At 45.1% G+C, this 24830-nt stretch carries 19 protein-coding genes; 2 read left to right on the top strand and 17 right to left on the bottom strand.

Features of this window, described 5'->3' with window-relative positions; genetic code table 11:
* Positions 1-86: 86 nt before the first annotated feature.
* The 5 genes from glgB to AC04Q4_RS13550 form a co-directional block, all read right to left on the bottom strand.
* A complete protein-coding gene (gene glgB, locus AC04Q4_RS13570) occupies positions 87-1973 on the bottom strand; it encodes a 1,4-alpha-glucan branching protein GlgB (protein ID WP_476389135.1) in 1887 nt (628 codons plus the stop codon).
* A gap of 221 nt (positions 1974-2194) precedes the next feature.
* On the bottom strand, positions 2195-3610 hold the full coding sequence (locus tag AC04Q4_RS13565; RefSeq protein WP_476389134.1) for a polysaccharide deacetylase family protein: 1416 nt from the start codon (positions 3608-3610) through the stop codon (positions 2195-2197).
* A 180-nt stretch (positions 3611-3790) separates the two neighbouring features.
* Positions 3791-5083, bottom strand: a complete 1293-nt coding sequence (gene tig / locus AC04Q4_RS13560; protein WP_173755605.1) for a trigger factor — start codon at positions 5081-5083, stop codon at positions 3791-3793.
* Between the two features lie 176 nt (positions 5084-5259).
* Positions 5260-6765 carry a polysaccharide deacetylase family protein gene (locus tag AC04Q4_RS13555; RefSeq protein ID WP_476389133.1) on the bottom strand — a complete coding sequence of 502 codons (1506 nt, stop codon included), beginning with the start codon at positions 6763-6765 and terminating at the stop codon, positions 5260-5262.
* Positions 6766-6822: 57 nt separating this feature from the next.
* Positions 6823-8319, bottom strand: coding sequence for a polysaccharide deacetylase family protein (locus AC04Q4_RS13550; RefSeq protein ID WP_243251597.1), 1497 nt, complete (start codon positions 8317-8319; stop codon positions 6823-6825).
* 248 nt (positions 8320-8567) lie between these two features.
* Between AC04Q4_RS13550 and AC04Q4_RS13545 the strand changes: the two genes are divergently transcribed.
* A complete protein-coding gene (locus tag AC04Q4_RS13545) occupies positions 8568-9008 on the top strand; it encodes a hypothetical protein (RefSeq protein WP_173737674.1) in 441 nt (146 codons plus the stop codon).
* A 119-nt stretch (positions 9009-9127) separates the two neighbouring features.
* Here AC04Q4_RS13545 and AC04Q4_RS13540 read toward each other — a convergent pair whose 3' ends face one another.
* The 9 genes from AC04Q4_RS13540 to AC04Q4_RS13500 all read right to left on the bottom strand — a co-directional run bounded on the left by AC04Q4_RS13540 (position 9128) and on the right by AC04Q4_RS13500 (position 17883).
* On the bottom strand, positions 9128-9574 hold the full coding sequence (locus AC04Q4_RS13540; RefSeq protein ID WP_173737673.1) for a YwiB family protein: 447 nt from the start codon (positions 9572-9574) through the stop codon (positions 9128-9130).
* A gap of 53 nt (positions 9575-9627) precedes the next feature.
* The gene (gene murI, locus AC04Q4_RS13535; protein ID WP_119239410.1) at positions 9628-10449 is read right to left on the bottom strand and encodes a glutamate racemase; all 822 of its coding nucleotides are present in this window, start codon (positions 10447-10449) and stop codon (positions 9628-9630) included.
* Positions 10450-10490: 41 nt separating this feature from the next.
* Positions 10491-10820 carry a hypothetical protein gene (locus AC04Q4_RS13530; RefSeq protein ID WP_195456579.1) on the bottom strand — a complete coding sequence of 110 codons (330 nt, stop codon included), beginning with the start codon at positions 10818-10820 and terminating at the stop codon, positions 10491-10493.
* A gap of 64 nt (positions 10821-10884) precedes the next feature.
* A complete protein-coding gene (locus AC04Q4_RS13525) occupies positions 10885-12570 on the bottom strand; it encodes a GerAB/ArcD/ProY family transporter (RefSeq protein ID WP_476389132.1) in 1686 nt (561 codons plus the stop codon).
* Positions 12567-14096: a spore germination protein gene (locus AC04Q4_RS13520; RefSeq protein WP_173755601.1), complete on the bottom strand. Its 1530-nt coding sequence runs from the start codon at positions 14094-14096 to the stop codon at positions 12567-12569. Before AC04Q4_RS13520 ends, AC04Q4_RS13525 begins: the two co-directional genes overlap by 4 nt.
* Before the next feature lie 88 nt (positions 14097-14184).
* On the bottom strand, positions 14185-14886 hold the full coding sequence (locus AC04Q4_RS13515) for a GntR family transcriptional regulator (protein ID WP_119239407.1): 702 nt from the start codon (positions 14884-14886) through the stop codon (positions 14185-14187).
* Entirely contained in the window at positions 14876-15757 is an 882-nt protein-coding gene (gene ispE, locus AC04Q4_RS13510; RefSeq protein WP_173737669.1) for a 4-(cytidine 5'-diphospho)-2-C-methyl-D-erythritol kinase, read from the bottom strand. The genes AC04Q4_RS13515 and ispE overlap by 11 nt, the downstream gene beginning before the upstream one ends.
* A gap of 113 nt (positions 15758-15870) precedes the next feature.
* Positions 15871-17439: a DUF3794 and LysM peptidoglycan-binding domain-containing protein gene (locus AC04Q4_RS13505; protein ID WP_173737668.1), complete on the bottom strand. Its 1569-nt coding sequence runs from the start codon at positions 17437-17439 to the stop codon at positions 15871-15873.
* A gap of 3 nt (positions 17440-17442) precedes the next feature.
* The gene (locus AC04Q4_RS13500; RefSeq protein ID WP_178773277.1) at positions 17443-17883 is read right to left on the bottom strand and encodes a protease complex subunit PrcB family protein; all 441 of its coding nucleotides are present in this window, start codon (positions 17881-17883) and stop codon (positions 17443-17445) included.
* A 156-nt stretch (positions 17884-18039) separates the two neighbouring features.
* Here AC04Q4_RS13500 and AC04Q4_RS13495 point away from each other — a divergent pair, with 156 nt between their 5' ends.
* Positions 18040-18780, top strand: a complete 741-nt coding sequence (locus tag AC04Q4_RS13495; RefSeq protein WP_178773276.1) for a 1-acylglycerol-3-phosphate O-acyltransferase — start codon at positions 18040-18042, stop codon at positions 18778-18780.
* Between the two features lie 78 nt (positions 18781-18858).
* Here the strand turns inward: AC04Q4_RS13495 and AC04Q4_RS13490 are convergent, their stop codons facing one another.
* The 3 genes from AC04Q4_RS13490 to pflB all read right to left on the bottom strand — a co-directional run bounded on the left by AC04Q4_RS13490 (position 18859) and on the right by pflB (position 24187).
* On the bottom strand, positions 18859-20967 hold the full coding sequence (locus tag AC04Q4_RS13490) for a diguanylate cyclase (RefSeq protein ID WP_173737665.1): 2109 nt from the start codon (positions 20965-20967) through the stop codon (positions 18859-18861).
* A gap of 200 nt (positions 20968-21167) precedes the next feature.
* Positions 21168-21917, bottom strand: a complete 750-nt coding sequence (gene pflA / locus AC04Q4_RS13485) for a pyruvate formate-lyase-activating protein (protein ID WP_476389131.1) — start codon at positions 21915-21917, stop codon at positions 21168-21170.
* A gap of 8 nt (positions 21918-21925) precedes the next feature.
* The gene (gene pflB / locus AC04Q4_RS13480) at positions 21926-24187 is read right to left on the bottom strand and encodes a formate C-acetyltransferase (protein WP_243251594.1); all 2262 of its coding nucleotides are present in this window, start codon (positions 24185-24187) and stop codon (positions 21926-21928) included.
* Positions 24188-24830 lie beyond the last annotated feature (643 nt).

The following is a 24830-nucleotide window of genomic DNA, read 5'->3' as shown; positions in this document are numbered from 1 at the left end:
CTCCATACTGAACACTGACGCACACGCAGTTCCCCTTTACAGGGTTTCACTGTATTGTCAGAAAGCATTTGTCAGCCAATAATTTATCAATATGTAAATACGCCAATTCCATACGGCTCCAGCGGATATGCAAAGGAGAATTCGCGGTTGTCGCAGTTTTTCTTCTCAGCCTTGAATGCCTTGCCTTTCTCCAGAAGTCCCTGCTCATTAAGGACCAGTTTGTACTGTTTTTTCTTCGGTACCCCTACACGGTAATCCGGGCGTGCCACCGGTGTGAAGTTGCATACGACCAGAATATTATTGCGGCCTGTCGGAGATTTACGGATAAAGCTGAAAATGCTTCTGTCACCGTCATTGGCATTGATCCACTCAAATGCTGACGGATCATTATCTGATCCGTAAAGTGCCGGATACTTCTTATACAGATGGAGAAGATCACTGACATACTGCTGCAGCTTCTGATGATTCTCCTCTCCAAGAAGATACCAGTCAAGCTCTCTCGCTTCACTCCACTCGCGCAGCTGACCGAAATCCTGTCCCATAAAAAGAAGCTTCTTGCCGGGGTGGCCAAACATGAATGTATAACCTGCTTTCAGGTTCTTGAATTTATCATCCAGTTCTCCCGGCATTTTCTCAAGCATAGAGCATTTCAGATGTACAACCTCATCGTGGGAAAGAACAAGAACATACTTCTCACTGTAGGCATATGTCATAGAAAAAGTCATTTTATTGTGGTTAAATTTACGGAAATACGGATCCAGCTTCATATATTCCAGGAAGTCGTTCATCCATCCCATATTCCATTTCAGGGAAAATCCAAGTCCGTCATCCTCAGCCTTGCCTGTTACCATTGGCCATGCTGTGGACTCCTCTGCGATCATCACAGTTCCATGGTTTCTTCCAAGCACAACTGTATTCAGGTGTTTAAAGAATTCAATAGCTTCAAGATTCTTGTTGCCGCCGAATTTATTGGCAACCCATTCTCCATCCTTCTTACCATAATCAAGATAAAGCATAGAAGCAACTGCATCCACACGAAGACCGTCAACATGGCACTCCTCCACCCAGTAAAGGGCATTAGCGATCAGGAAATTCTTGACCTCAGGACGACCATAATTATAAATCTTGGTTCCCCAGTCCGGATGCTCACCCTGTCTCGGATCTGCATGTTCATATACAGCTGTTCCGTCAAAATTGGCAAGTCCATGGGCATCTTTCGGGAAGTGGGCAGGTACCCAGTCAAGGATAACGCCTATCTTCTGACGGTGAAGATAATCAACAAGATATTTGAAATCCTGCGGAGTTCCATAACGGGATGTCGGTGCATAATAGCCGGTTACCTGATATCCCCAGGAACCGTCAAAAGGATGTTCGGCAATACCCATAAGCTCAACATGTGTATACCCCATCTTCTTAACATATTGGGCAAGCTTCGGTGCCAGCTCTTTGTAGGAATAGAAACCATCTTCATCCTGCTCTGACTGCGGATGTTTCATCCAGGAACCCGGATGTACCTCATAAATGGACATGGCACTTGTATCCGGATCAAAATTCTCACGGTTCTTCATCCAGGTAACATCTTTCCATTTATAGTTGGTAATATCTGTGATCCGGGATGCAGTTCCTGGACGCAGCTCAGCTTCATTGGCATACGGGTCTGCCTTGTAAAGCTCTTCACCATGAGCTCCCGTAATGTAAAATTTATACAGTTGTCCGATCTTGGCTCCAGGTATAAATGTCTCATAAACACCAATCGTTCCAACTTTCTTCATAGGATTCTTCTCATTATTCCATCCGTTGAATTCACCTATAACAGAAACCGCCTGCGCATTCGGCGCCCACACTGCGAAATAAACTCCTTTTTTCCGGTTCTGCGTATCCGGATGAGCCCCCAGTTTTCTGTAAATATCATAATGCGTGCCTTGACCAAAAAGATACTGGTCAAGCTCCGTAAACTGCAATTTCTTTCCCATTTTCAGGTACCTCCCTTTATAGTTCTGCCACCGTTCATTCCCCAATTATTAGTGGAGTTTTTTATTCTATAATTATACCAATCCCTATATTTTCAGTCAAGGAAAAACCCCCTCCATCCGATATGTGTCTATTATCCGACAGTGTCGGATAAAGTCAAAAAAGAGACCTGGATGACACGCATTTTGTCACCCGGATCTCTTTGGTTAATCTCACATATTATTTAGTATTCTTCACTTCCGTCATCGTAGGAACCGTCTTCGGAACCATCAGAATAATCACTGCCATCACTGCTTCCATCGGAATATCCGTCAGATCCGTCGCCGCTTCCGTCAGAACTGCTGTCGGAAGATCCGTCAGATCCATCACTCACATCTGCTCCATCTGCCGCGCTGCTGTCCTCAGAAGAATCACTGCCATCAGAGGAGGCATCGGAATTTCCGGCATATCCTGCAACACGACCGGCCTGAAGGGAGCTGTCCCAGAAATCAGAATAGGAAGCACTCTGTAAAGTAACATCCTTAGCCTCTGCAAGCTCACTGACTGTCACGAGTTTATATCCTTCATTGATCAACTCAGGGATCAGTTTCTCTGTGGCACATTTCACAGATGGCTCATGAATATCATGCATCAGGATAATGGAACCGTCTCCCAGTCCGCTGTCATTCATGATTTCATTATAGTCTGCATCTGCGTCCATCAGCTTCCAGTCAAGAGAATCTGTAGACCACATAAAGAATGGCTTGTCTACTGCTGTCATCTGCTCCTCTGTGATGGCACCATATGGTGCACGGCAGACAGTTGCAGCCTGTCCGCAGGCTTTCACAAGAGCATCATCTGTCTTCTGGAACTCCTGTAAAACAGAATCCAGATCCATGTTCGGAAGTGTCTGGGAAGGATGATCCCAGGTATGGTTTCCGATCTCGCATCCAAGCTTAAGCATTCTCTGTACTGTGGATTCACGACCTTCCACATTCTGTCCCAGCATAAAGAAAGTAACATGAATATTATATTTCTCAACAGTATCAAGAAGAGTCTCTGTGTACTCTCCCGGGCCATCATCAAAGGTCAGTGCGATCATCGGACGCTTTTTGGAAGGATCATAGGAACCATCCTCATTGAAATAGTAATCCTTCACACCTTTCTCAACCCAGCCTGTCTGCATGTATCCATTCTCATCAAAACTGTATGTAGTTCCGTCAATCTCTGCAAAGCCATTGATATAATATGTACCATCCGGATTCTGATACCATTTACCGTTGGAACCCTCATGCCAGCCTGGTGTCATAACAGAAAGCCTGTCTCCTGCTGCTGTACCTTTTACCGGCATTACTGTAGCATCTGTACTGCTGTTGTCCGATGATGATTCAGATGAATCAGCTGTATCTGCCGATGCAGTGCCATCCCCGGTGCTGTTATCTGATGAAGCTCCCGAGGCATTCGCCTGTACATTCACTGTCTCCGCCTCTTTATTACTTCCACCGCCTACGCGATTCGCAATCGGAAGAATTACGCCTCTGACAACAAAAATAAGCAGAAGAACTGCTGCAATCACACACGTCACACGTTTCATCATCCTGCGTCGTCTCAACTGCTGCTGTTTTCTGCGCATTCGTTCACGTAAAACTCTTTTGTCCATTTTTACATCCCCGTTTATATCCCTATAACTTTCTTTAATTTCTGCCTTTAATCATACCTCATTTGCCACTTAAATACAATGCCAATTCCCGAAAGAATCTCTTAATTTTCTATTCTGTCTTTTCCGTGCAAAAGGCGGTTCCCGAAAAGACTTCCAGGAACCGCACATCCGGTTCTGTTATTATTCTGCCGGTACCATATCAGCAGCTTCCGCTGTTTCCAGCTCCTCATCTACTTCACCTTCTGCACTGCTTCCGTCTGTAGAAGGATCATCTCCGTTCTCACCTTCTGTATCACCGGCTGTGACCTTCTCCTCAACAGTTGCATTATCCAGGATAAAATCTTCCACTCTCAGAAGCCCGATGGATTCATCTACAGCTGCCTGACCATATTTATCCACCAATGCCGCCAGATCCTTAACACCATAAGCCTGGATCAGTTCATCCTGAACAGCAAGTGATTTCTCATCTTCAAGCGTCATGTTCTCAGCATCCATGATTCCCTGTACGATCAGATTCTGTTTCACCTTATACTCTGCATACTGGCTGCCCTGCTCCTCAAAATCATCCATGGAGATTCCCTGGGCTTTCACAAAATCTTCCAGTGTCATATCGCCCTGTTTTGCATAATTCTCATAAAGTGTCCTGAACTCTGTTTTTGCTGTGTCCAGATCATCCTGAGGATATTCCTTCACTTCAGATGCTGAGAGCACAGTGTTCCATGCTGTCTCACGCAGCGTATTCTGTGCGCTTGTCTTTGCTTCACTCTCAAGAGTTTTCCGGATTTCTTTTTTATAGTCCTCTGCAGTCTTACAGTCTGTGTTCTTGGCAGCCCACTCATCAGTAAGCTCCGGTGCTCTTTTAAAGCTCTGTAAAGTTACCTTAAATGTAACTTCCTGTCCTGCAAGATCTTCAGACGGATAATCATCCGGGAATGTAAGGTCAAGATCTTTTGTCTGGCCCTTCTTCATGCCAATGATCCCGTCCTCAAAACCGTCAATGAATGTTCCGGATCCGATAGTCAACTCATAATTATTCGCTGTACCGCCGTCAAATGCCACTCCATCCTTGGTTCCTACATAGTTGATGGTAACAACATCTCCATCCTGAACGCTGCCTTCTGTTACTTCTTCTGCCTTGTTCTGAAGTTCTTCTTCTACTCTTCCGTCAACAGCATCGTCTGTCACAGCTTCCACAGTATTATCAAGGGAAAGCCCTTTATACTGTCCAATAGTAACGTACTTGCTGACATCGTCTGCAGAAACAAGTCTTGTATCTCCGGAAACTGCAGCTTTATCTGATGAATCTACACTGTCAGAGGCCTCTGATCCTGAATCTTCCTTATCGGTATTTGTTGTATCCTGTGCTTCTGCAGCAGATTTTGTATTCTCTTTTTTATCGGTTGTTGTGCCGCAGGCTGTAAATGCCAGTGCTGTACACAATGCCAGAACAACAAGATATGCTTTTTTCTTCATATCCTACTCCCTTCATCAAAATCATTTCGAAAAAATCACGTATGGTAAAATTATAATCTCTTTTTCCCGCTTATCTGTAAAATTTATTTACTTATAGCACTCCTAGAAATTACTTCATCAAGTTCAGCTGTGCAGAGCATAAATTACTGCGTCAGATGTTCCTGACGTACGTTAATTTACATCTCAGGAACCGGTGTCGGTCTGGATGAATCCCACACTTCAGATACATCAAAAAGATCGCTTAACATATCCGGATTGTAATACATTCTGTATCCGTCCAGGTTTCTTCTTCCCTGCCTGAAATATTCACCTGTGATCTGTACAAAGTACTGGCTGGAATCCACATTGCAGAAATAGCGATATCCGCGGCTCTTATAATACTCATATTTAGCATTATCAGAAGTGTATCCTTCCCAGTCACCGATATCTGCGCCAAAGGCAAAAATGATCATATCTGTTTTTCCAAGAATAGGTGCTACATACTTTTCCCATTTCTTGTTATCTGTTTTCAGCTCGGCTGCTGTAGATGTTGTAGCATTTCTGTGCCCCCAGGTGTGGCTTGCAAATTCCCAGCCATCTTTCTTCATGGCTTTTGCCACTTTTTTGGCTGCTTTTACTTCTTTATCATAATCAAAATCCGGATTAGCCTTTAGAAAAGCCTTCTGATCATCCTGCAGGTTCTTTCCGGTCTTATAGGCTCCGTCTGTACGATATCCCAGAACACCGTTATAGCCGGTCATAGCCAGGATTCCTTTTCTTCCGTGATAGGAAAAATCCGGATGCTCTTTGATGAAGGAATCCAGGATCGGCACAACATCATAATCACCGGTCACTGTCTTTCCGTCTGCCTTCGTATATTCACATTTGATATCTCCGTTATCATCGATCACAAGCTTTGATGCAAATCCGTCATCATCCATGTAATGATAGTAGCTGACATCATCTTCTGAGAGAACAAACGGGATCTTGCCCTCCGGAAGCATGATCTTGCCTTTACTCATAGTTCCGTCGTCATTCACAACTGCCATATCATGAGGACTTACCAGAACATACCCCTTATCATACATGATCTGGAGCATCTTTTTAAATTCACTGACTGTAGTCATCATCTGGTTATATCCGGCTTCATCGGAATCTCCGTCAAAAGCCCTGTTCGTATCCACGATCAGGGAATGAAAAAATATATGGGTGATCTTCTCCAGCGGATATTCCACGCAGGCATCTCTCTTCTTCATATAGGCTGCTGCTGCTTCCTGCATCTTATCACTGGTTGCAAATTTCCAGTTGTTTTTCAGGGTTGAGATCGCACCTGTATAATCATACTGCTGCGCCAGTTTTTTGGCTTTTTTGAGAAGTGCCTTCTCATCTGAAGATGTGCTGGAAGAGGTATCTTCGGATGCCTCACGTTTCTGTGTTTCTTTCTCTGCTTTTGCCTCTTCTTCCGGTGTCTCGGCAGCTGCCGGCTGATTTTCCGGATCCGCTGCTACTTTCGCCTCTTCCTCATCCACCTCAGACTGTGTATCTTCACCGCTTTCAGCTTCTGCCTCATCTGCCTGCGTATCTTCGTCTTTCTGTGATTCTGCTACCATACTGCCAACCTGTGTGGTAACAGGTACGTTTCCTCCCACAAAAAGCGATGCTACAAGTACTGTTGTCAGTACACCTGCAATTTTTTTCTTCATAATAATAGTAGCCCCTTTCTTTAATGTCCCCTCGTTGCTGTACAGATAAAAAGTTTATCAGCCCATTGGCGGTACCGGCGTAGGTCTTGCCGGATCAAAAACATCTTTTGCATTAAAAAGATCTTCCAGAAGTTCCGGATTATAATACATTCTGTATCCATCCAGGTTTCTTCTGCCCTGTCTGAAGTATCTGTCCCGAATCTGCACAAAATACTGACTGGAATCCACATTACAGTAATAATTGTATCCCTGACCTTTCAGATATTCGAATTTATCGCCGGAGTAATCTTCAGCATCAGTAATATCTGTCCCAAAAGCAAATATAATGATATCCGTTCCCCCGATCAGCGGATCTACATTTTTCTTGAATTTCTCGGTATCTGCCTGAAGTTTCTCCAGAGAGATCTGACCTACATTCTGGTGGCCCCAGGTATGGCTTGCAAATTCCCAGCCTTCAGCCTTCATGGCATCTGCCACTTTTTTTGCACCTTCGCGCTCTTTTTCCAGACTGAAATCCGGATGTTCATTAAGCCATTCCACTTTGTTGTCATCCAGGTCAGCCGGCCGGGTCTCATAACTCTCATCTGTTCTATATCCCAAAATTCCATTATATCCGGTAAGCGCAATGATTCCCTTGGCTCCTCTGTATGAGAAATCCGGATGCTCTTCCACAAAACGGTCGATCAGCGGTACCATGTCATAGTCGCCCACGGATATGCTTCCATCATCTTCCACATATTCATTGCGGATCTTCCCCTCATCATCCACAATTAATTTCGTAGCAAAACCGTCGCCATCCATGTAGTGATAATAACATACGTCATCCTGAGAAAGAACAAACGGGATTTTACCCGGCGGGAGAAGGATCTCACCTTCTGTCATATTGCCGTTTTCATCTGCCTTTGCCATATCCTTGATGCTTACCATAACGTAGCCTTCATCATACATGGTCCGGGTGATCTTGTTAAACTCATCAATAGTCGTCATTACCTGATTGTAATCTGCTTCTTTATAATCTCCATCAAAGGCTTTGGACGTGTCTTTGATCAGTATATGATAAAAAACATGGGTCACTTTTTCAAGTGGCCACGCAGTACAGGTTGCTTTGGTTTCTTCGTATTTCTTTACTGCTGACTGCAGCTTTTTACTGGAAGAATAAGATGAATCTTTTTTCAAAAGAGAAATCGCTTCATCGTAATTATACTGCTGTGCAAGGATATCTGCCTGCGCAAGGATATCTTTTGCTGCTGAATTTTCTTTGGAATCTGTCGTATCTTCTGCGGAGTCCTTCTTCGCTGAAGTTCCGTTTTCTGTTTTCGCACTGGCAGAAGTGTTATCCTGCCGGGATACGGAAGATTTTTTTCCATTACAGCTGTTGATTCCTGCGGAAATACCGCCTATCACAACTACAAGTGCCACCCCCATAGCAATCAGCCGTTTCCTTCGTTCTCTCTGCAAACGTTTTCGTCTTCGCGCGATCATACGTTTACGCCATTCTTCATACTCCGGGGTTCCCATTTCCGGGCGTGTTCCCCTGGGCTTTTCCTTCTCCATTTCGTTTTCCTCCATATCCGGTTTATCCAGATTGCTGATTTATATCTTGACTATAGTTATGTCCTGCAATTTTCACACCATACATTGTGAATCACATCACAGTCATTATAACTTGTAAACATTTAAATTTCCACCGTTCCCGGTGTCTTTTTAACTTTTTAATTGCCTTTTTCCTGAAACAATGCTAAAATGATGTTTACGTAATGTAACCGATTGCGAAACAAATATACATACAGGGGGATTCTCAAATGAGTACAGTTACCATTGTTCTTCTGGTCATCCTCGTTATTCTGATCGCAGCATTAGTCGCTCTCTATTTCTTCGGAAAAAAGGCTCAGAAAAAACAGGACGAACAGCAGGCTCAGATCCAGGCTAACAAGCAGACAGTTTCCATGCTGGTCATCGATAAAAAACGGATGCCTTTAAAAGATTCCGGACTTCCGCAGATGGTCATCGACCAGACACCTAAGCTTATGCGCCGTTCCAAACTTCCGATCGTTAAAGCCAAAGTTGGTCCGAAGATCAGCATTCTCATTGCAGATGAAAAAGTTTTCGATCTGATCCCGGTTAAAAAAGAGATCAAAGCAGAAGTCAGCGGTCTCTACATCGTTGGTGTTAAAGGAATCCGCGGTTCACTTGAAACTCCGCAGAAGAAGAAAAAAGGCTTTCTCGCCAGATTTCGTAAATAATGTAAAATCCGAAAAATTAACCGCTGTGCACTGTAGGATATATCATCCTCAGGTGACACAGCGGTTTTTTATTTCTTTGCCAGATGGATAAAATCACTCTCATCCGCTATTTTGGGGTTTTATAAGACAAAATCCTTACAGTCCCTCGGCTGTACCTGGATCGCCAGATAACAATCTGCCACATGCTCCTCATTCATATCAAGTGCATAATCCGCCTTCATATGAATATCCTCCTCACTCTCTGTCAGCTCCAGATTAGTGGCTGCGATCCCCATCTGAAGTGTTCCATACGGAGTGGTGTAATATGTCATGTTTTTCTTGCCCTGCTCAAATACCATATGTACATTGACCAGACCTTTCTTGCTGACTTCCAGACCTTTCCCGGACATTTTTATGTAGTTGATAGTAGGCTCTGAACTCTCATCCAGAATCTCCTCATATCTGAGATAATGGAAACCATTGCGGAAATAATACTGTCCCGGAACAACGATCTCGATCGGCTCCTGATCGCTCTGGGCATCCATCATCTGAAGTCCTCTTACATGGATCAAAACTTCTTTCTGCATTTCTCTTTTCTCCTAATACTTATACTGCTTACTTCACTTCGTGAACAGTAACTTCAATACTTCTCAATATCAATCTTCTGCGTTTTTTCTACGTTGTAAGGCAGGATCGAATTGGCAAAATCTTTAAATTTCTCAGCCAGATCACTTACATAGAAGCGATACGGAAATTCCTCTTCCACCGTCTCATCGCTTGCAAGCCCCATATCTGCCAGAAGCTTGCGAAGCTCCAGTGCAGTCTCATAAGCCGGATTCACCAGACGCACTTCCTCTCCCATGATCTTACGGATCGTAGAACGAAGAAGAGGGTAATGAGTGCAGCCAAGGATCAATGTGTCGATCTCCTGATCCTGAAGCTCTTTGAGATATCTTCTGGCCACTTCCTCAGTGACCGGATCATGAAGCCAGCCCTCCTCAACAAGTGGGACAAACAGCGGACATGCCTTGCCGATCACTGTGATCTCCGGGTCCAGTTCTTTCAGATAGGAAGCGTGGATACCGCTGCCTACTGTTCCAACTGTACCGATAATTCCTACCCGCTTATTCTTCGTCTCCTGGGCAGCAATCCTTGCACCGGATTCGATCACTCCTATAATAGGAATATCCAACTCATCACGAACTGCATCCAGGGCAAAAGCACTGGCTGTGTTGCAGGCTACCACAATAGCCTTGACCTTCTGCTCCTGAAGAAAATGGATGATCTGGCGGGAATAACGGATTACCGTCTCCCTGGATTTACTTCCATATGGAACTCTCGCCGTGTCTCCAAAATATACTATTTTTTCGGAAGGGAGATTGCGCATGATCTCCCTGGCTACTGTCAGCCCTCCGATACCGGAATCAAACACACCTACCGGTGCATTTCTATCTATATTCATTGATCTTTTCTCCTGAATTGATTAATCGTTAGAATATTGTATCACCAATCAAGAGCTTTCGCAAGCCAGAAGGAGAGCTTCACAGGCTTAGTTTCATCGGTATCCTCGCCTTTTTCAAAACAGAATTCCGGGTAGATGGTTCCCCACCACGCGTAGAACTGCGGGTTATAAAACTCCGGTGTATTATGTGTGTTATCTGCTGTATTTTTCGCTATACTTCCTGCATTGTTCTCTGAGCTGCCGGTGCCCCATGCTCCAATATAATCTGCACATCCAGCTGTAATAGTCAGGATCACAGCTGCCACAGCCAAAGCCCCCAGTATTTTCCTGAATCTGCTGCTTATTTCAAGTCTCTCTCCGATCTTCCTCATCAGATCTTCCCCCTGCTTTTCTTTTTCCTTAAGGTATCTCAATTATTCACCAAATCCTATGACTTTATTCACCATTTCCGTAATCTACCTCCAGAAGATTACCGTCCACCCACACAGAAGGAAGCCACGGCAGAGTCCCGTCTTTATAAAACTGATGATACACTTCCCGGAGAGTAACTCCCTTTTTCTGCTGCCCGGAAGTCCGGTTTTCCTGGATTCCCTGAAGGTATTCCCCTACAGAACTTTGCTGCGCACCTTTCCAGCCAAAAACTTCAGAAAACATATGCGTGCGGAACATATAAACATCCTCTCCCACATGCTCCTCCTGTTTCAGATAATGGATAAAAGCCGCCCGATTCTCTTCTGTGAGCATATTTTCATCCAGGATCACAACCTGCAGATGACCAAGGTCCGGATATTTTTCCTGGGAACGATTGTAAATCTTCTCGATCTCATTAAAATTCGCTCCTGCAATAGTCAAAACTGACACAGGATCTTCATCCGGCTTTTCCTGTCCTGTGGTGACATTCATGTCTGGCATTGCATATTTCAGAATAAAGCCATTCTCCAGAGCTCCTGCTCCCAGAGCAAGTGGATAGATTCTTTTTTCCGGTTCTACGGCAGCACATCCTGTTCCGGTCAGACATACTGCCAGAAACAAAGCTGCTGCTGCCACTTTTTTTCTTCTGTGTCCGTATTTTCCCATGCTCAGAAGTAGCTGTATCACAAGAAGTCCCGGCACAAAAACATATCCAAGATAACTGCCATAATAATCTCTGATCCCGTAACCATTCCAATTATATACGGAAAGAATCCAACCTGCCGCAGGGATCCAGTATCTCCCGGTTCCCAGCTTCGTTCCGGCCGCGATCTGGTTCCCATAATGAAACAGACTTCCCATAGAAAAAAACAGCCCAAATACAAGAAATCCCATCCAGATCACATCGAATCTGGCCAGTACATTTCCCGGAAGATCTGCCCCATCCAGAAGCGGCAGGATGGGATATACCTCCGTGAAAAGTCTCTCACGCCCAAACACTGCCGGAAGAAGAATCTGCATTCCAAGTACAACGCCGCATACTGTAAGCAGCCCTGAAATCAGCGGTTTCCTTGCACTTCCCTGTTTTTCTACTTTATCCAGGGCAAAAGGCAGAAGCCCCACCCCGGAAAAAGCACTTAAGAGCCTCCAGGTGCTGCCCATCCATTCCTCCCCTGAAAATTCGCTGTTTTCTCCATTCCAGACTTCAAGAAAATATTCCGTTTTTCCCTGACCTGCGCTTAATATCATCAGCAGGATTATTCCTGCCAGAAAAATTCCTCCTGACACTTCTGCGATCCTTCCGCGACGCTGCATTCCCCGATGTGTGCCAATGCTGCAGGCTGCCACTGCCAGAAGAGAAATATATTTTCCGGAGATACCGCTGATCAGGCTTGACGGAACCACCTGTGCCATAAGGTCTGCAAGAAAAGCAGCACTTAAGATCACATATGCCAAAAAGAAAAGTCCAACAAACCGTACAGCAATATTTCCAGCCGTTTTTGCCATCTCACTGTATGCAGGCCCTAACCTGATCAGCCAGATCACATAAAACAGAAGAATAACTGCCGCTGTCACAGTCCCCGCCACTGCACTTTTTCCGATCATGGAACCACCCTGAAACAGGCACAGCAAAAACGGTGCCGGAAATACCAGTATGATCTGTCTGAAAAGCTGCCTGTGAGAAATCCTGTTGTTTTCTGCGAACCTCATACACCTTTTCCTTTCTGCCGCCAGTCCAAAGTTCTAAGTCTTCTTTTCTGGTCACTGCGCGCATAAAGCGGACGGAATTTCCTTTTTCGGAAGGGAAGCCTCAAGATCCTTCCACCGGTTTCCGACTCTCCGTTTTTTTCCACGAAAGGTACCAGATATGGGACACCAAAGCTTAAAAGTCCGGCTAAATGTGCAGCTGTGAGATACACCCCCAGCACAATCCCAAAAATCCCCAGATATCCGCCCAGAAACAAAAACACATATTTTAAAAGCCGGAATGCAGAAGCAAATTCTTCATTTGGGATTGCCAGGGAACCAAGTGCAGTCAAAGCTACAATGATAACCACCACCGGGCTTACCAGGTTTGCTTCCACTGCTGCCTGTCCGATGATCAGTCCTCCGACAATGCCGATGGCATTTCCAAGTTCCCCCGGAATCCGAACCCCAGCCTCCCGGATCAGCTCAAATGAAAGCTCCAGAAATACAAGTTCCACCACACTGGAAAAAGGCACGCCTTCCCTTGCCTGGGCAAAAGAAAGGATCAGATTTGCAGGAAGCACCTGTGTATGAAAACGGATCACAGCCAGATAAAGTCCCGGAAGGAGCGTTGCAACAGCCATGGCCAGATACCGCAATACCCGCAGAAACGATGTCATCTCAAAACGATTGTACCAGTCTTCACTGCTTTCCATGAAGCTGTTGAAAGCTCCCGGAAGTACCAGTGCCACAGGCGAGTTGTCACAAAGCAGAACTGCTTTTCCATTAAGAAGTTCCTGTGCAGCACGGTCAGGCCGCTCCGTTGTCTGAAACTGCGGAAACGGTGAATACCAGGCTTCTTCGGTCAGCTGCTCCAGCATGCCGCTGTCCAGAATTCCGTCCACTGTAAAAAATTCCAGACGCTCTTTGATGGATTCCAGAAGTTCCTCATGTACAAGGTCATCCACATATAATAACTGGACTACTGTATGGGACCGCACACCTATATCCTGCTGTTCCACTTTCAGCCTGGTATCCCGAAGCCGCTTTCGTATGAGAGCCGCATTAATTTTTACTCTGTCACAAAAGCCCTCTTTGGATCCTCTGAGGACTTTTTCCGTCTCTGCCTCGGATACATCAAGGCCAGGATATCCCCTGCTGGATATTTTCATGGCTTTGTCATAGCCATCCATAAAGAAAACAGCATTTCCCGCAAGCATTGCAGAAAATACTTCCTCCATGGTAGATAATTCTTCTGCATCAGCGATTCCAAGACTGTTTTTCCGGATAAATTCCCGGATCTTTTCTGCCGGTATTTCCCAGAAATGATTTACCATTTTTCCAATGGCAGAATCATCCAGCATCATATTGGAAACTGTAACCTCGATATAGACCATAAGACAGTTTACCTTGTGGCCTTCTCCAAGAACCATGGGCCGGATCAGAATGTCATCGCAGTTTTCACAGCGTTTTCGGATGTAAGTTTCGTTCTCGTGGAGCAATGCTGATATTTTTCTGTCTTCCACAAATACCCCCTCCTTTCCAGGCATCCATACACATATGATCAAATAAATTACCATATGAAAAAAGAGAGATGTCGTCCTGACATCTCTCTTAATATCTCCATGTATCTTATTTTTATTCTTTCTTCTTGTCCTCTTTCGCTTCGTTCTCTGCGCGGATGGTGCGAATGATGGCCTTCCTCTGGTTCTCCAGATGATTGAAGGAAATCTCCTGAGCTCTCTCCACATTTCCATCACGGATCGCCTTCACCAGTTCCTCATGCTCATTGACAAGAAGGTTTCTTGTCTGCTCTTCTTTCAGATATTCCACACGGTAGCGGTACATCTGCTCTCTTAAATTATTCAGCACCTGGTTCAGACGTTTGTTATCTGATGCCTGGTATATGATCTCATGAAAAGCAACGTCTGTCTCGGCAAGACGTACCAGATTTCCCTCTGCCTTGGTTTTCTCAAATTCCTTGGCTGCCACCCAGAGCCGTCCCAGCTCTTCCTCTGTGATCAGCTTGCAGGCTTTCTCTATGGCAACATTCTCAAGGGCAATACGCACCTCCAGAACATCGTTGAGATCTTTCTCCGTGATACTTGCAACCTGGGCTCCTCTTCTCGGGATCATCACCACCAGCCCTTCCTGTTCCAGCTTACGCATGGCTTCACGGACCGGAGTTCTGCTCACACCCAGCCTCTCCGCAAGGGCGATCTCCAGAAGTCTTTCTCCAGGTTTCAGCTCGCCCTTCAGGATTGCCTGCCGCAGAGTGTTAAAAACAACATCGCGAAGCGGCAGATACTCATTCATATCCACAGAAAAATCACTTGTCATCCGTAAATCCTCCATCCCTGTTGTAAATATCTGTAGCAAATACTGTCTTCGCAAGGCCGCTCCTTCGGAGGCTCTTTGCTGCAGCTGCCATCTTATCCCTGTTATCAAAAATTCCAAATACAGTAGGACCGCTTCCGCTCATCACTGCCTTCAGTGCACCCTTTTCTTCCATGAGAGTCTTGATATCTCCGATCACCGGATACTGTCTTATGATCCCCGGCTCAAAAACATTCTCCATTTTGGAGGCCATTGCATAGAGGTCTCCCTTCTCAATATCCCCGATCATTCCATCGATATCCGGATGTTTCCCGATCCCGGCAAGGTTCAGATTCTCATATGCTGTCTTCGTGGAAACATTGATCCCCGGCTTACCTATGAGAACATAGCACTTCGGAACTTTCGGAAGACGGGTCAGCTTCTCACCGATCCCTTCTGCCAGAGCTGTTCCACGCATGATACAGTACGGAACATCTGCTCCTACTTTCACTGCACGTTCCATCAGCTGTTCTTCGGTAAGTCCCAGACGGAACATCCGGTTTACCCCTACGAATGCAGCCGCTGCATCAGAACTTCCGCCTGCCATTCCGGCTGCCACCGGAATAAACTTGCGTAGCTTGATGGAAAGTCCTTCTTCAACACCAAACTCCTCCATCAGCATCTCTGCTGCTTTATATACAAGATTTCTTCTGTCTGCCGGAATAAAAGGAAGATTCGTTGTCAGCACGATTCCAGGCTTTTTTGTCTTTCGTATATCAAGGATATCATACATACGGATCGTCTGCATGATCATGCGCACTTCATGATAGCCGTCTTCTCTCTTTCCCAGAACATCAAGTCCGAGATTGATTTTTGCCATTGCTTTTAACCGCATATGCCCCTCCATTTGTACTTTGTATACAGTATTTATACTTATATTTTATATGATTTTTACATTCTTTTCAACAGCAAAATATTCCAGCTTTTTTTCGTTTCCGATAGTTTTTCTCATTTGATCTGACCTTCTACTTTTTTCACCACAAGGATCGGAGTTCCCGGTGAAAGCTCCTGATTTTCGTTCAGTCCGTTCAGTTCTCTGATTTCCTCAACAGATGTGTGATATCTTCTTGCGATATCCCAGAGTTCATCTCCTGGTTTCACCATATAGATCAGGATTCCCGGCATTGCCTGGATCTTTTTCATATCCAGAGGTTTTTCTTCTACTTTATCTATAACAAAAACTTCTTCCTTGCTGACAGCCAGAAGATTTAAGCCGACAGACGCACGGATCTCGATCTCATTTCCATCTGCCATTGCTGCGGAAAGCTGCTCCAGTTCCGCTTTTAACTGATACGTGCTGTCCTCACGGATTCCACGCGCCTCCACCACATAAGTAAACGGCAGCATGGCTTCCATGGAATAAAACGGCATGCTGTCATTTCCGATGATATACAAAATCTTCAGCATCACCACTCCCTGGGCTTCCACGCCATTTTCCACGATCCTAGTCTTATCGATCTTCACTTTTCCCCGGCTGTGACAAAGCTGGAGGATTTTTCCCTGTGTCTCCTTGACCTGGATCCGCTCACTGAGCCTGCATCTGGAAAAATTTCTCACAAGAAGCCGGTCCAAAATTTCCGTCTTTCCTTCCGGAATACATTCACGGACAGGTGTATAGATGTCTGTCACTAGTTCATATTCTTCCTCCCGGAAAAATTTCATATCCAGCTCCAGCACTACATCTGAAACAAAAATCCTCTCCTCGCCATCTGCATCCGGCTTTGCTTCCAGGCTCTGGTGCATCACAGATACTGTGATATCCGGGATCAGTTCTTCTGTGCAGCCAGTGCATTCCACCTCGCCGGAGAAAGGCATGGAATATTCCAGCCACTGCACAGGTGCCTCCGTATCCTCCGACTCATACAGCACAAAAACAGACAGCTCACCCCTGGCTTTTACTGTATTTTCCCCGGACTTCAGCTCCAGTCCCCTTATATCCATGGTGTACCAGATCAGTCCTGAAATATCCGGCCGATTGGAAGCAATGGTGTACTCATCCTTGATCCGCAAGGTGTCTTTTTTATGTACGCCAAGTCCCAGAAAGCGGATCTGTTTTTTTCTGGCAGATACATCAGGTGTATCCAGTGCAACGGGTATCCTGATCTGATTCGTCTCATCCACAGCTGCGCAAAAAGTTACCAGTGCTTTAATATTCAGCTTCCTGGAATGGATCAGACGGATCGCAAGATCTTCAATCTCCCACTTCAGGCACATTTTATCTCCGTTTGTGATATTTTTCAGATTCAGAGTTTCCTCAAACGGAAGTTTTACAGTAAGACTGCTGACAATTCCGCTCTCTTCCCCCACATAAAGCACATCTGCTTCCAGATTTCCGGTGAGGATCCCTTTTCCATCTGTGAGACGTACGTCTTCCATTATAATGCGTCCTTTATGCTGGATCAGCCTGCCCACATCCGGCTTTGCATCCGGCACATTAAAATCCTCGTCAAAGGTGATCTGGCTTCTTGCATGGCTTTTTTTTCTTAACACCTGTATGCTTTCTTTTTTTAATTCCACTGCCTATTCCCCTTTCTCAGATCCGCTGTCTGCCTTTCCCTCCCGGAAAACCACCGGTTTCTTCTGGGGTTCTGTTTTTATGACAATACATGGATAAGAAGGAACTCCGGCCTCATTAAGATCTTTCGGGCCAATAAGTCTTGTAACAAAAAAAAGCCCGTTTGAGGAGACTCCCAGTTCTTCCACCTGAATGCTGTATCCTCCGCTCATCTGTCGTCCGTAGCCTTTTGCCAGGTACAGGGCCTCTCCTGTTTGATAGCTTAGCTGAAATTCTTTTTCCTTTTTTTCATTCATGATCTCATCCAGAGCCGCAGGGATATCCTGGCGTTCCACCACTGTATAATCAACCGGTTTGCGTTCTTCTTCCTCGATCCGGATAAGACCGCAGCCGGACAGTACAGCTGCCAGTACCAGGATTGCAAGCAGACAAACTGCTTTTTTCATAATGCGCTTCTCCGTTTTTTCGCATTACTCAGTATTTATTCTATGTAATCAGGGAAAGATTTATTGCAACTATCTGAAATTCTTCGTATAATAAAAGAATACCACGGCCATTTTTAAAAAGCCGTAATGTGTTCAAATACAGAAAGGACAAAAGATATGATTCGATTTATACTTGTATGTATCACAGTGATCGGATATCTGGTGCTGACGATCCCGGTTCTTCTTATAGAATGGATCATCGGGAAATTCGCCCCCATGAAAAAGGATATCAGCTCCCTGCGCATGGTACAGGCCATCTTTAAGTTTATCCTGTGGCTTACAGGAGCCAGGGTAACTGTGATCGGTGAGGAGAATGTCCCCAAAGATCAGGCCGTTCTCTATGTTGCCAACCACAGAAGCTATTTTGATATCCTGCTCACATACAGCCGCTGCCCGGGACGTACCGGCTATGTGGCAAAAAAAGAAATGGAGCGTTACCCGCTGCTCTCCAACTGGATGCACAATCTCTACTGTCTCTTCCTTGACAGGGAAGATATCAAGCAGGGACTTAAAACCATCCTCCAGGCTGCCGACTATGTGAAATCCGGCATTTCTGTCTGCATCTTCCCCGAGGGAACCAGAAACAAAAATTCCGATGAGCTGGATATGCTGCCATTCCATGACGGAAGCTTTAAGATCGCAACCAGGGCAAAAAGTCCTATTATCCCTATAGCGATCAGCAATTCCGCCAATATCTGGGAGGCCAATTTTCCCAAAATGACACCTGCACATGTTGTCATTGAATACGGCAAACCGATCATCCCGTCTGAGCTTGACCGTGATACACAACGTCATCTTGGTGCTTATACACAGAATATCATCAAAGAAATGCTTATAAAAAATAAAGAGCTGGTGTAATTCCAATGCACAGTCCCCTGTCTGACAGGGGCTGTGCCGGATCACACCGGCTCCTTTTTTATTTATGAATGGATTTTTTTATTCGGTTTTTTCAGGAACGTCTGTTCCCCCCCCCCCGATCATAGGGACCTTATCTATGTATTCTTTTCGGAGATCTTCGGACATTGTCTTAAATAGCTGTTCTTTCGTTTTCTCGTAACCCTCAAATTCTGATGTTGCACTTCCTTTATCCTCAGTTTCCACACGTTCTTCTGCCATTGTAAGCATTTCTTCCTTCAGGCGGCCCTGAATATCTGTCAGGCATTCCAGAAGCAACGGATTAAAGGTTCCGCATTCTCCATTCAGGATCATCTCAACAGCTTTCTCATGAGAATAGGCTTTTTTGTATACACGATCGCTGATCAGTGCATCATATACGTCAGCCAGAGCAACTACCTGTGCGGAAATCGGGATCTCCTCACCTTTCAGGCCGTCCGGATAACCTTTTCCATCATAACGCTCATGATGCCATCTGCAGATATCATGGGCAATCCGTACCAGTGGCTCATCTTTATAATATTCCAGACTCTCAAGCATGGAGGCTCCAATGACGCTATGGGTCTTGATGACCTCGAATTCTTCATTTGTCAGCCTTCCGGGTTTATTGAGGATCTTGTCATCAATACCGATCTTTCCAATATCGTGAAGTGCAGATGCTGTAACGATCATCCCGCGCACAGCTCCGGAAAGATCATATTTATCCGTCTTCTGGATCAGTCTCTCAAGAATCAGTTCTGTAATAATGTTAATATGCAGTACATGCGCGCCGCTCTCTCCATTACGGAACTCTACGATCTGGCTCAAAATACTGATCATCATTCGGTTGTTCTTCTCTTTCTCGTAAATCTGATCTGCTACAAGAAGAAGAAGTCTTCGCTGTTTCGCGTAAAGTGTGATGGTATTGTATACACGTCTGTATACGATCTGTGCATCAAACGGTTTCTTGATATAGTCTGCAACTCCCAGGTCAAACGCACGCCTCACATAGGATACGGAATCCTCTCCTGAGATCATAATTACCGGGATATCTTCGATCCAGTTACGCTCATTCATATAACTCAGCACACCGAATCCGTCCATTACAGGCATGACAAGATCAAGAAGCACAAGGGAAATTTCCGTCTCGTACTGTCTCAGAAGACTGATCGCTTCTTCTCCATTGGTAGCTTCCAGAATATCATAATCTTCGCCAAGCATCTCCGAAAGGATACAACGGTTCATTTCAGAATCATCTACAATAAGAATGGTCAGCCTGGTCTTATCCCGCATAAGGAATTCCTCAGAATTCCCTCCTCCCTTAATCTCATTATCGCTGATAACTACCATATTCTTACGTGTCTTGGCCTGATACATAAATTTATCCGCTTTTAAAACCGCTTCTCCAAGTGTCTCATTGCATGACAGCACGCCACCAATACTTACGGAAAGTTTCAGCTGGGAATAACCTGGAACTCTGGCTGCATGAACTTCCTCCTTAATCTCTCTCAGTTTCTTGGTGAAATTATCGATATTAATATCCGGGATCAGAAGCAGGAACTCATCTCCGCCAAAACGGATAACCTTATCATTCTTACGAACATGGCGGCGAATGACATCTACTACTGTTTTCAGTGCTTTATCTCCTGCATCATGACCATATGTATCATTATAAAGTTTAAAATCATCCAGATCCACCATGGCTACTCCGGCAGAACTCTCCAGATTTTTCACCTTTTCCTCATAGTATCTTCTGTTAAAAACTCCTGTCAGAACATCTTTGTACAGTGCATCTGCATATCCGCTGAGTTCAGCCAGAAGATTCTCCTTATCCTCAGCATCAATGATATCATCTCTTTCCAGGCTGTTGATCATTTCCATAACATATGGTACTTCATCGATCTCCAGGTATCTGGCAATAACCTGATAGACTTTTGAATCTACGATCTCTATTTTTGTTTTCTGACATTTCTGCTCAAATGCCTTCCTGGAAATGCAATTGTCGCATTGATTAGTTTTACCCCATATCGAATAACACTGACATGGTTCTTCCACACCCCGGCCTGTTTCCAGTGTTTCTCTGTCCAAAAAGCGCACAATAGAAAAAACCTGCTCCAGATGCTGCTTCATTGCCAATGCTTCCTGCATTGTCATTGTTTCTTTTATCCCCATTATTCTTCCTTTGCCTTGTTTACACATAGTATTCCATCATGTTTTTCAACACATCTATGATATCATTATTTTTTTTCAAAGTATAGTAAGAAATATAAAAAAACCATATCTCATGTCCATTTTACGACATGAAATATGGTTTTATCAAAATCTGATAGGTTTCTGCGGCTCATAAATATCCGCCTGAATATTTTCTATGATCAGTGAGTACCTGCACCCAGGATCTTCTCCGCATTTTCAATCCGTTCTTTTGTGGGCGGATTAATGCCTTTCAACGGATAGTCAATGTGAAGATTTTCCCACTTGAAGGTTCCCAGAGTGTGATACGGAAGAACTTCTACTCTTTCAACGGTCTTAAGTGTACCGATAAAATCAGCCAGGCGGTGAAGATAATCATCACGGTCATTACGCTCCGGCACAAGCACATGACGGATCCACATTGCAATGCCCATATCAGAAAGCTTCTGTGCCATGGCAAGGATATTCTGATTGGTACAGCCTGTGAGGATCTTATGCTGCTCCTCGTCAATGTGTTTGATATCCAGCATGACAAGATCTGTATATTTCATCAGCTCTTCCCATTTCTCATGCCATGGGCCTTCTTCTGTGTAAGGATTGCCGCTGGTATCAAGTGTTGTGTGGATTCCAAGTTTCTTGGCTTTCTTAAAAAGCTCAGTGAGGAAATCAATCTGTAACAGTGGCTCGCCTCCACTCACAGTAATACCGCCCTTACTTCCCCAGTAAGAGCGGTATCGACATGCTTTTTCAAGCAGCTCATCTGCTGTGTACTCCGTTCCTGTTTTCATTTGCCAGGTGTCCGGATTGTGGCAGAACTGGCAGCGCATGGCACAGCCGCTCAAAAAGATCACATACCGGACTCCTGGTCCGTCAACAGAGCCGAAGCTCTCCAGTGAGTGGACGTAGCCAGTGATTTTTTTCTGGTCGCCCATATTTTTTATTACATCCTTTCGTGGCAGGTTCTTGCGATAACGTCAAGCTGCTGCTCTCTTGTAAGGTCGATGAACTTAACAGCGTATCCGGAAACACGGATCGTGAAGTTTGCATACTCCTCTTTTTCCGGATGCTCCATAGCATCGATAAGTTTCTCTTTACCGAATACGTTTACATTGAGGTGATGTGCCCCACGGTCAAAATATCCGTCAAGTACATTTACAAGGTTCTCTGTACGCTCTTCCTCTGAATGGCCAAGTGCATCCGGGTTGATTGTCTGAGTATTGGAGATTCCGTCAAGTGCATCCTCATAGTCAAGCTTTGCAACAGAGTTCAGGGAAGCAAGAAGTCCGTTCTGCTCTGCGCCGTAAGACGGGTTAGCTCCCGGTGCCAGAGGCTCGCCGGCTTTTCTTCCGTCCGGAAGAGATCCTGTAGCTTTACCATAAACAACGTTGGATGTGATGGTAAGGATGGATGTGGTTGGCTTGGAATCACGATAGGTATGGATGTGTTTCAGCTTCTCAAGGAATGTGGAAAGCAGAGTGGTTGCGATCTCGTCTGCTCTGTCATCATCGTTACCATAACGTGGGAAGTCACCCTCAACCTGGAAGTCTGTTGTGATTCCGTCCTCATCACGGATTGCTTTTACTTTTGCATATTTGATAGCGGCAAGGGAATCTACTACATGTGAGAATCCGGCGATACCAGTTGCGAAAGAACGGTCAACCTTTGTATCGATAAGTGCCATCTCAGCTGCCTCATAGTAGTATTTATCATGCATGTAGTGGATCATGTTCAGTGTTCCGACATACAGATGTGCAAGCCAGTCCATCATCTGATCATATTTTGCGATTACTTCGTCATAGTCAAGATACTCGGAAGTGATCGGCTGGTACTGAGGTCCTACCTGCTGTTTTGTCTTCTCATCAACACCGCCGTTGATCGCGTAAAGAAGGCATTTTGCAAGGTTTGCACGAGCACCGAAGAACTGCATCTCTTTACCTGTCTCTGTAGCAGATACACAGCAGCAGATGCTGTAGTCATCGCCCCATACCGGGCGCATAACATCATCGTTCTCGTACTGGATGGAACTTGTTGTAACAGAGATGTCTGCTGCATATTTCTTGAAGTTCTCAGGCAGTCTTGAAGAATAGAGAACTGTAAGGTTCGGCTCCGGAGCCGGTCCCATATCCTCAAGTGTATGAAGGAAACGATAGTCGTTCTTTGTTACCATGGAACGTCCGTCCTGTCCCATACCTGCTACTTCCAGAGTTGCCCATACCGGGTCACCGGAGAAGAGCTGGTTGTAAGACGGGATACGAGCGAATTTAACCATACGGAATTTCATTACGATATGGTCAACAAGCTCCTGTGCCTCTTTCTCTGTAAGAGTTCCGTTCTCAAGATCTCTCTCAATATAGATATCAAGGAATGTGGAGATACGTCCAACACTCATTGCAGCTCCGTTCTGAGTCTTGATCGCTGCAAGATATCCGAAGTACAGCCACTGGAATGCTTCCTTTGCATTCTTAGCCGGCTGGGAAATATCAAAGCCATAGATCTGAGCCATTTCTTTCATCTTCTTCAGAGCGCGGATCTGATCTGCGATCTCCTCACGAAGCTGGAAGTCATAACGTCTCATACCCTGACGGTCGCATGCTGCGAAGTCTTTCTCTTTACCTGCGATCAGGTAATCGATTCCGTAAAGAGCTACTCGTCTGTAGTCACCTACGATACGTCCACGTCCGTAAGTATCCGGAAGTCCTGTAAGGATCTTGTTGTGACGTGCTCTCTTCATCTCTGGTGTGTAGATATCGAATACACCCTGGTTGTGTGTTTTGAACTCATAGTTGTTGAAAACATCTTTGATTTTGTCGCTTACATGGTATCCGTAAGTCTCACATGCCTGCTCTGCCATTTTAATTCCGCCGTATGGCATGAAAGCACGTTTCAGAGGTTTGTCTGTCTGAAGACCTACAACCTGCTCCAGGTCTTTGAGCTCCTCATCGATATATCCAGGACCGTATGCTGTAATTCCTGTTACTACCTCTGTCTCCATATCAAGAACGCCGCCTTTTGCACGCTCTTCTTTCTGAAGCTCCTGAAGTTTGCCCCAGAGTTTATCAGTTGCCTCTGTTGGCTCTTCCAGGAAGGAAGCATCTCCATCATATGGTGTATAGTTCATGCTGATGAAGTTACGAACGTCGATTTTCTCTTTCCAACGATCGCCTTTGAATCCGTTCCACTGCTCGAAATTAACTTTTGCCAATTTGTTGCACATCCTTTCTCTGTTCTGTCTTAATCATTATTCGTTCACTGCCCGCGCAGTTAGTAATATATAACATTTCTCATGACGACCATAAGATAACAGATTCAGATTTCAAAGTCAACAGATTGGATGTATGTTCTTTATAATATACAAGGGAATGTACTATTGATAAAATTAATGAGAAAATTGTACCAGATATTGTACAATGTCGGGCGTCTGACGTACGCTCCTGGGCGGAGAGCCTGTGTCTTCTGACGGATAGTTTCTTTCCAGGGGGAACACTTTGGGCAGTGGGGCTCTTTTCCTTTCGGGGGGACACTTGGGCGTGGGCAGGTTTGCGAGGGGGAAAGGCACTCAGAGTTACGAAGCCCGTTTTTCCCCCTCGCGCTCCCCCTTTCCGGGCACGTCGCTGCTCTGCGTTGTGGTATGCTACAATGTGTTGGAAAGGATTCTGTATTCCACGGTATTGGTTGTGTGGGAATTGTGTCGATGGGTGTGTGGTGAACGGAAAGCGGTCTGCGTAGCAGACCTGTTCCTGTTTGATGTATATCTGGGAACAAATCTGTTTTTGGCTGTCCTATTTTGGGAAATAAATCTTTTCCTGACTATCCTATCCCTGAAAACAAAACTCCTTCTATCTTTT

It is taken from the genome of Blautia sp. HA8986 (assembly GCF_056504635.1).
Note: the sequence above shows the minus strand (reverse complement) of the source record. Positions and strands in the feature narration are given on the sequence as shown.

Bases quoted from the DNA above. Each gene is read 5' to 3' on its own strand.
- tig (WP_173755605.1), bottom strand. From the start codon at position 5,083: ATGAAGAAAAAAGCATATCTTGTTGTTCTGGCATTGTGTACAGCACTG.
- pflA (WP_476389131.1), bottom strand. From the start codon at position 21,917: ATGGGCGACCAGAAAAAAATCACTGGCTACGTCCACTCACTGGAGAGC.
- murI (WP_119239410.1), bottom strand. From the start codon at position 10,449: ATGAATATAGATAGAAATGCACCGGTAGGTGTGTTTGATTCCGGTATC.
- AC04Q4_RS13540 (WP_173737673.1), bottom strand. From the start codon at position 9,574: ATGCAGAAAGAAGTTTTGATCCATGTAAGAGGACTTCAGATGATGGAT.
- AC04Q4_RS13555 (WP_476389133.1), bottom strand. From the start codon at position 6,765: ATGAAGAAAAAAATTGCAGGTGTACTGACAACAGTACTTGTAGCATCG.
- AC04Q4_RS13525 (WP_476389132.1), bottom strand. From the start codon at position 12,570: ATGAGGTTCGCAGAAAACAACAGGATTTCTCACAGGCAGCTTTTCAGA.
- AC04Q4_RS13490 (WP_173737665.1), bottom strand. From the start codon at position 20,967: ATGGGGATAAAAGAAACAATGACAATGCAGGAAGCATTGGCAATGAAG.
- AC04Q4_RS13530 (WP_195456579.1), bottom strand. From the start codon at position 10,820: ATGAGGAAGATCGGAGAGAGACTTGAAATAAGCAGCAGATTCAGGAAA.
- AC04Q4_RS13520 (WP_173755601.1), bottom strand. From the start codon at position 14,096: ATGCCTGGAAAGGAGGGGGTATTTGTGGAAGACAGAAAAATATCAGCA.
- AC04Q4_RS13565 (WP_476389134.1), bottom strand. From the start codon at position 3,610: ATGGACAAAAGAGTTTTACGTGAACGAATGCGCAGAAAACAGCAGCAG.
- AC04Q4_RS13515 (WP_119239407.1), bottom strand. From the start codon at position 14,886: ATGACAAGTGATTTTTCTGTGGATATGAATGAGTATCTGCCGCTTCGC.
- AC04Q4_RS13550 (WP_243251597.1), bottom strand. From the start codon at position 8,319: ATGGAGAAGGAAAAGCCCAGGGGAACACGCCCGGAAATGGGAACCCCG.
- AC04Q4_RS13545 (WP_173737674.1), top strand. From the start codon at position 8,568: ATGAGTACAGTTACCATTGTTCTTCTGGTCATCCTCGTTATTCTGATC.
- AC04Q4_RS13500 (WP_178773277.1), bottom strand. From the start codon at position 17,883: ATGAAAAAAGCAGTTTGTCTGCTTGCAATCCTGGTACTGGCAGCTGTA.
- ispE (WP_173737669.1), bottom strand. From the start codon at position 15,757: ATGCGGTTAAAAGCAATGGCAAAAATCAATCTCGGACTTGATGTTCTG.
- glgB (WP_476389135.1), bottom strand. From the start codon at position 1,973: ATGGGAAAGAAATTGCAGTTTACGGAGCTTGACCAGTATCTTTTTGGT.
- AC04Q4_RS13495 (WP_178773276.1), top strand. From the start codon at position 18,040: ATGATTCGATTTATACTTGTATGTATCACAGTGATCGGATATCTGGTG.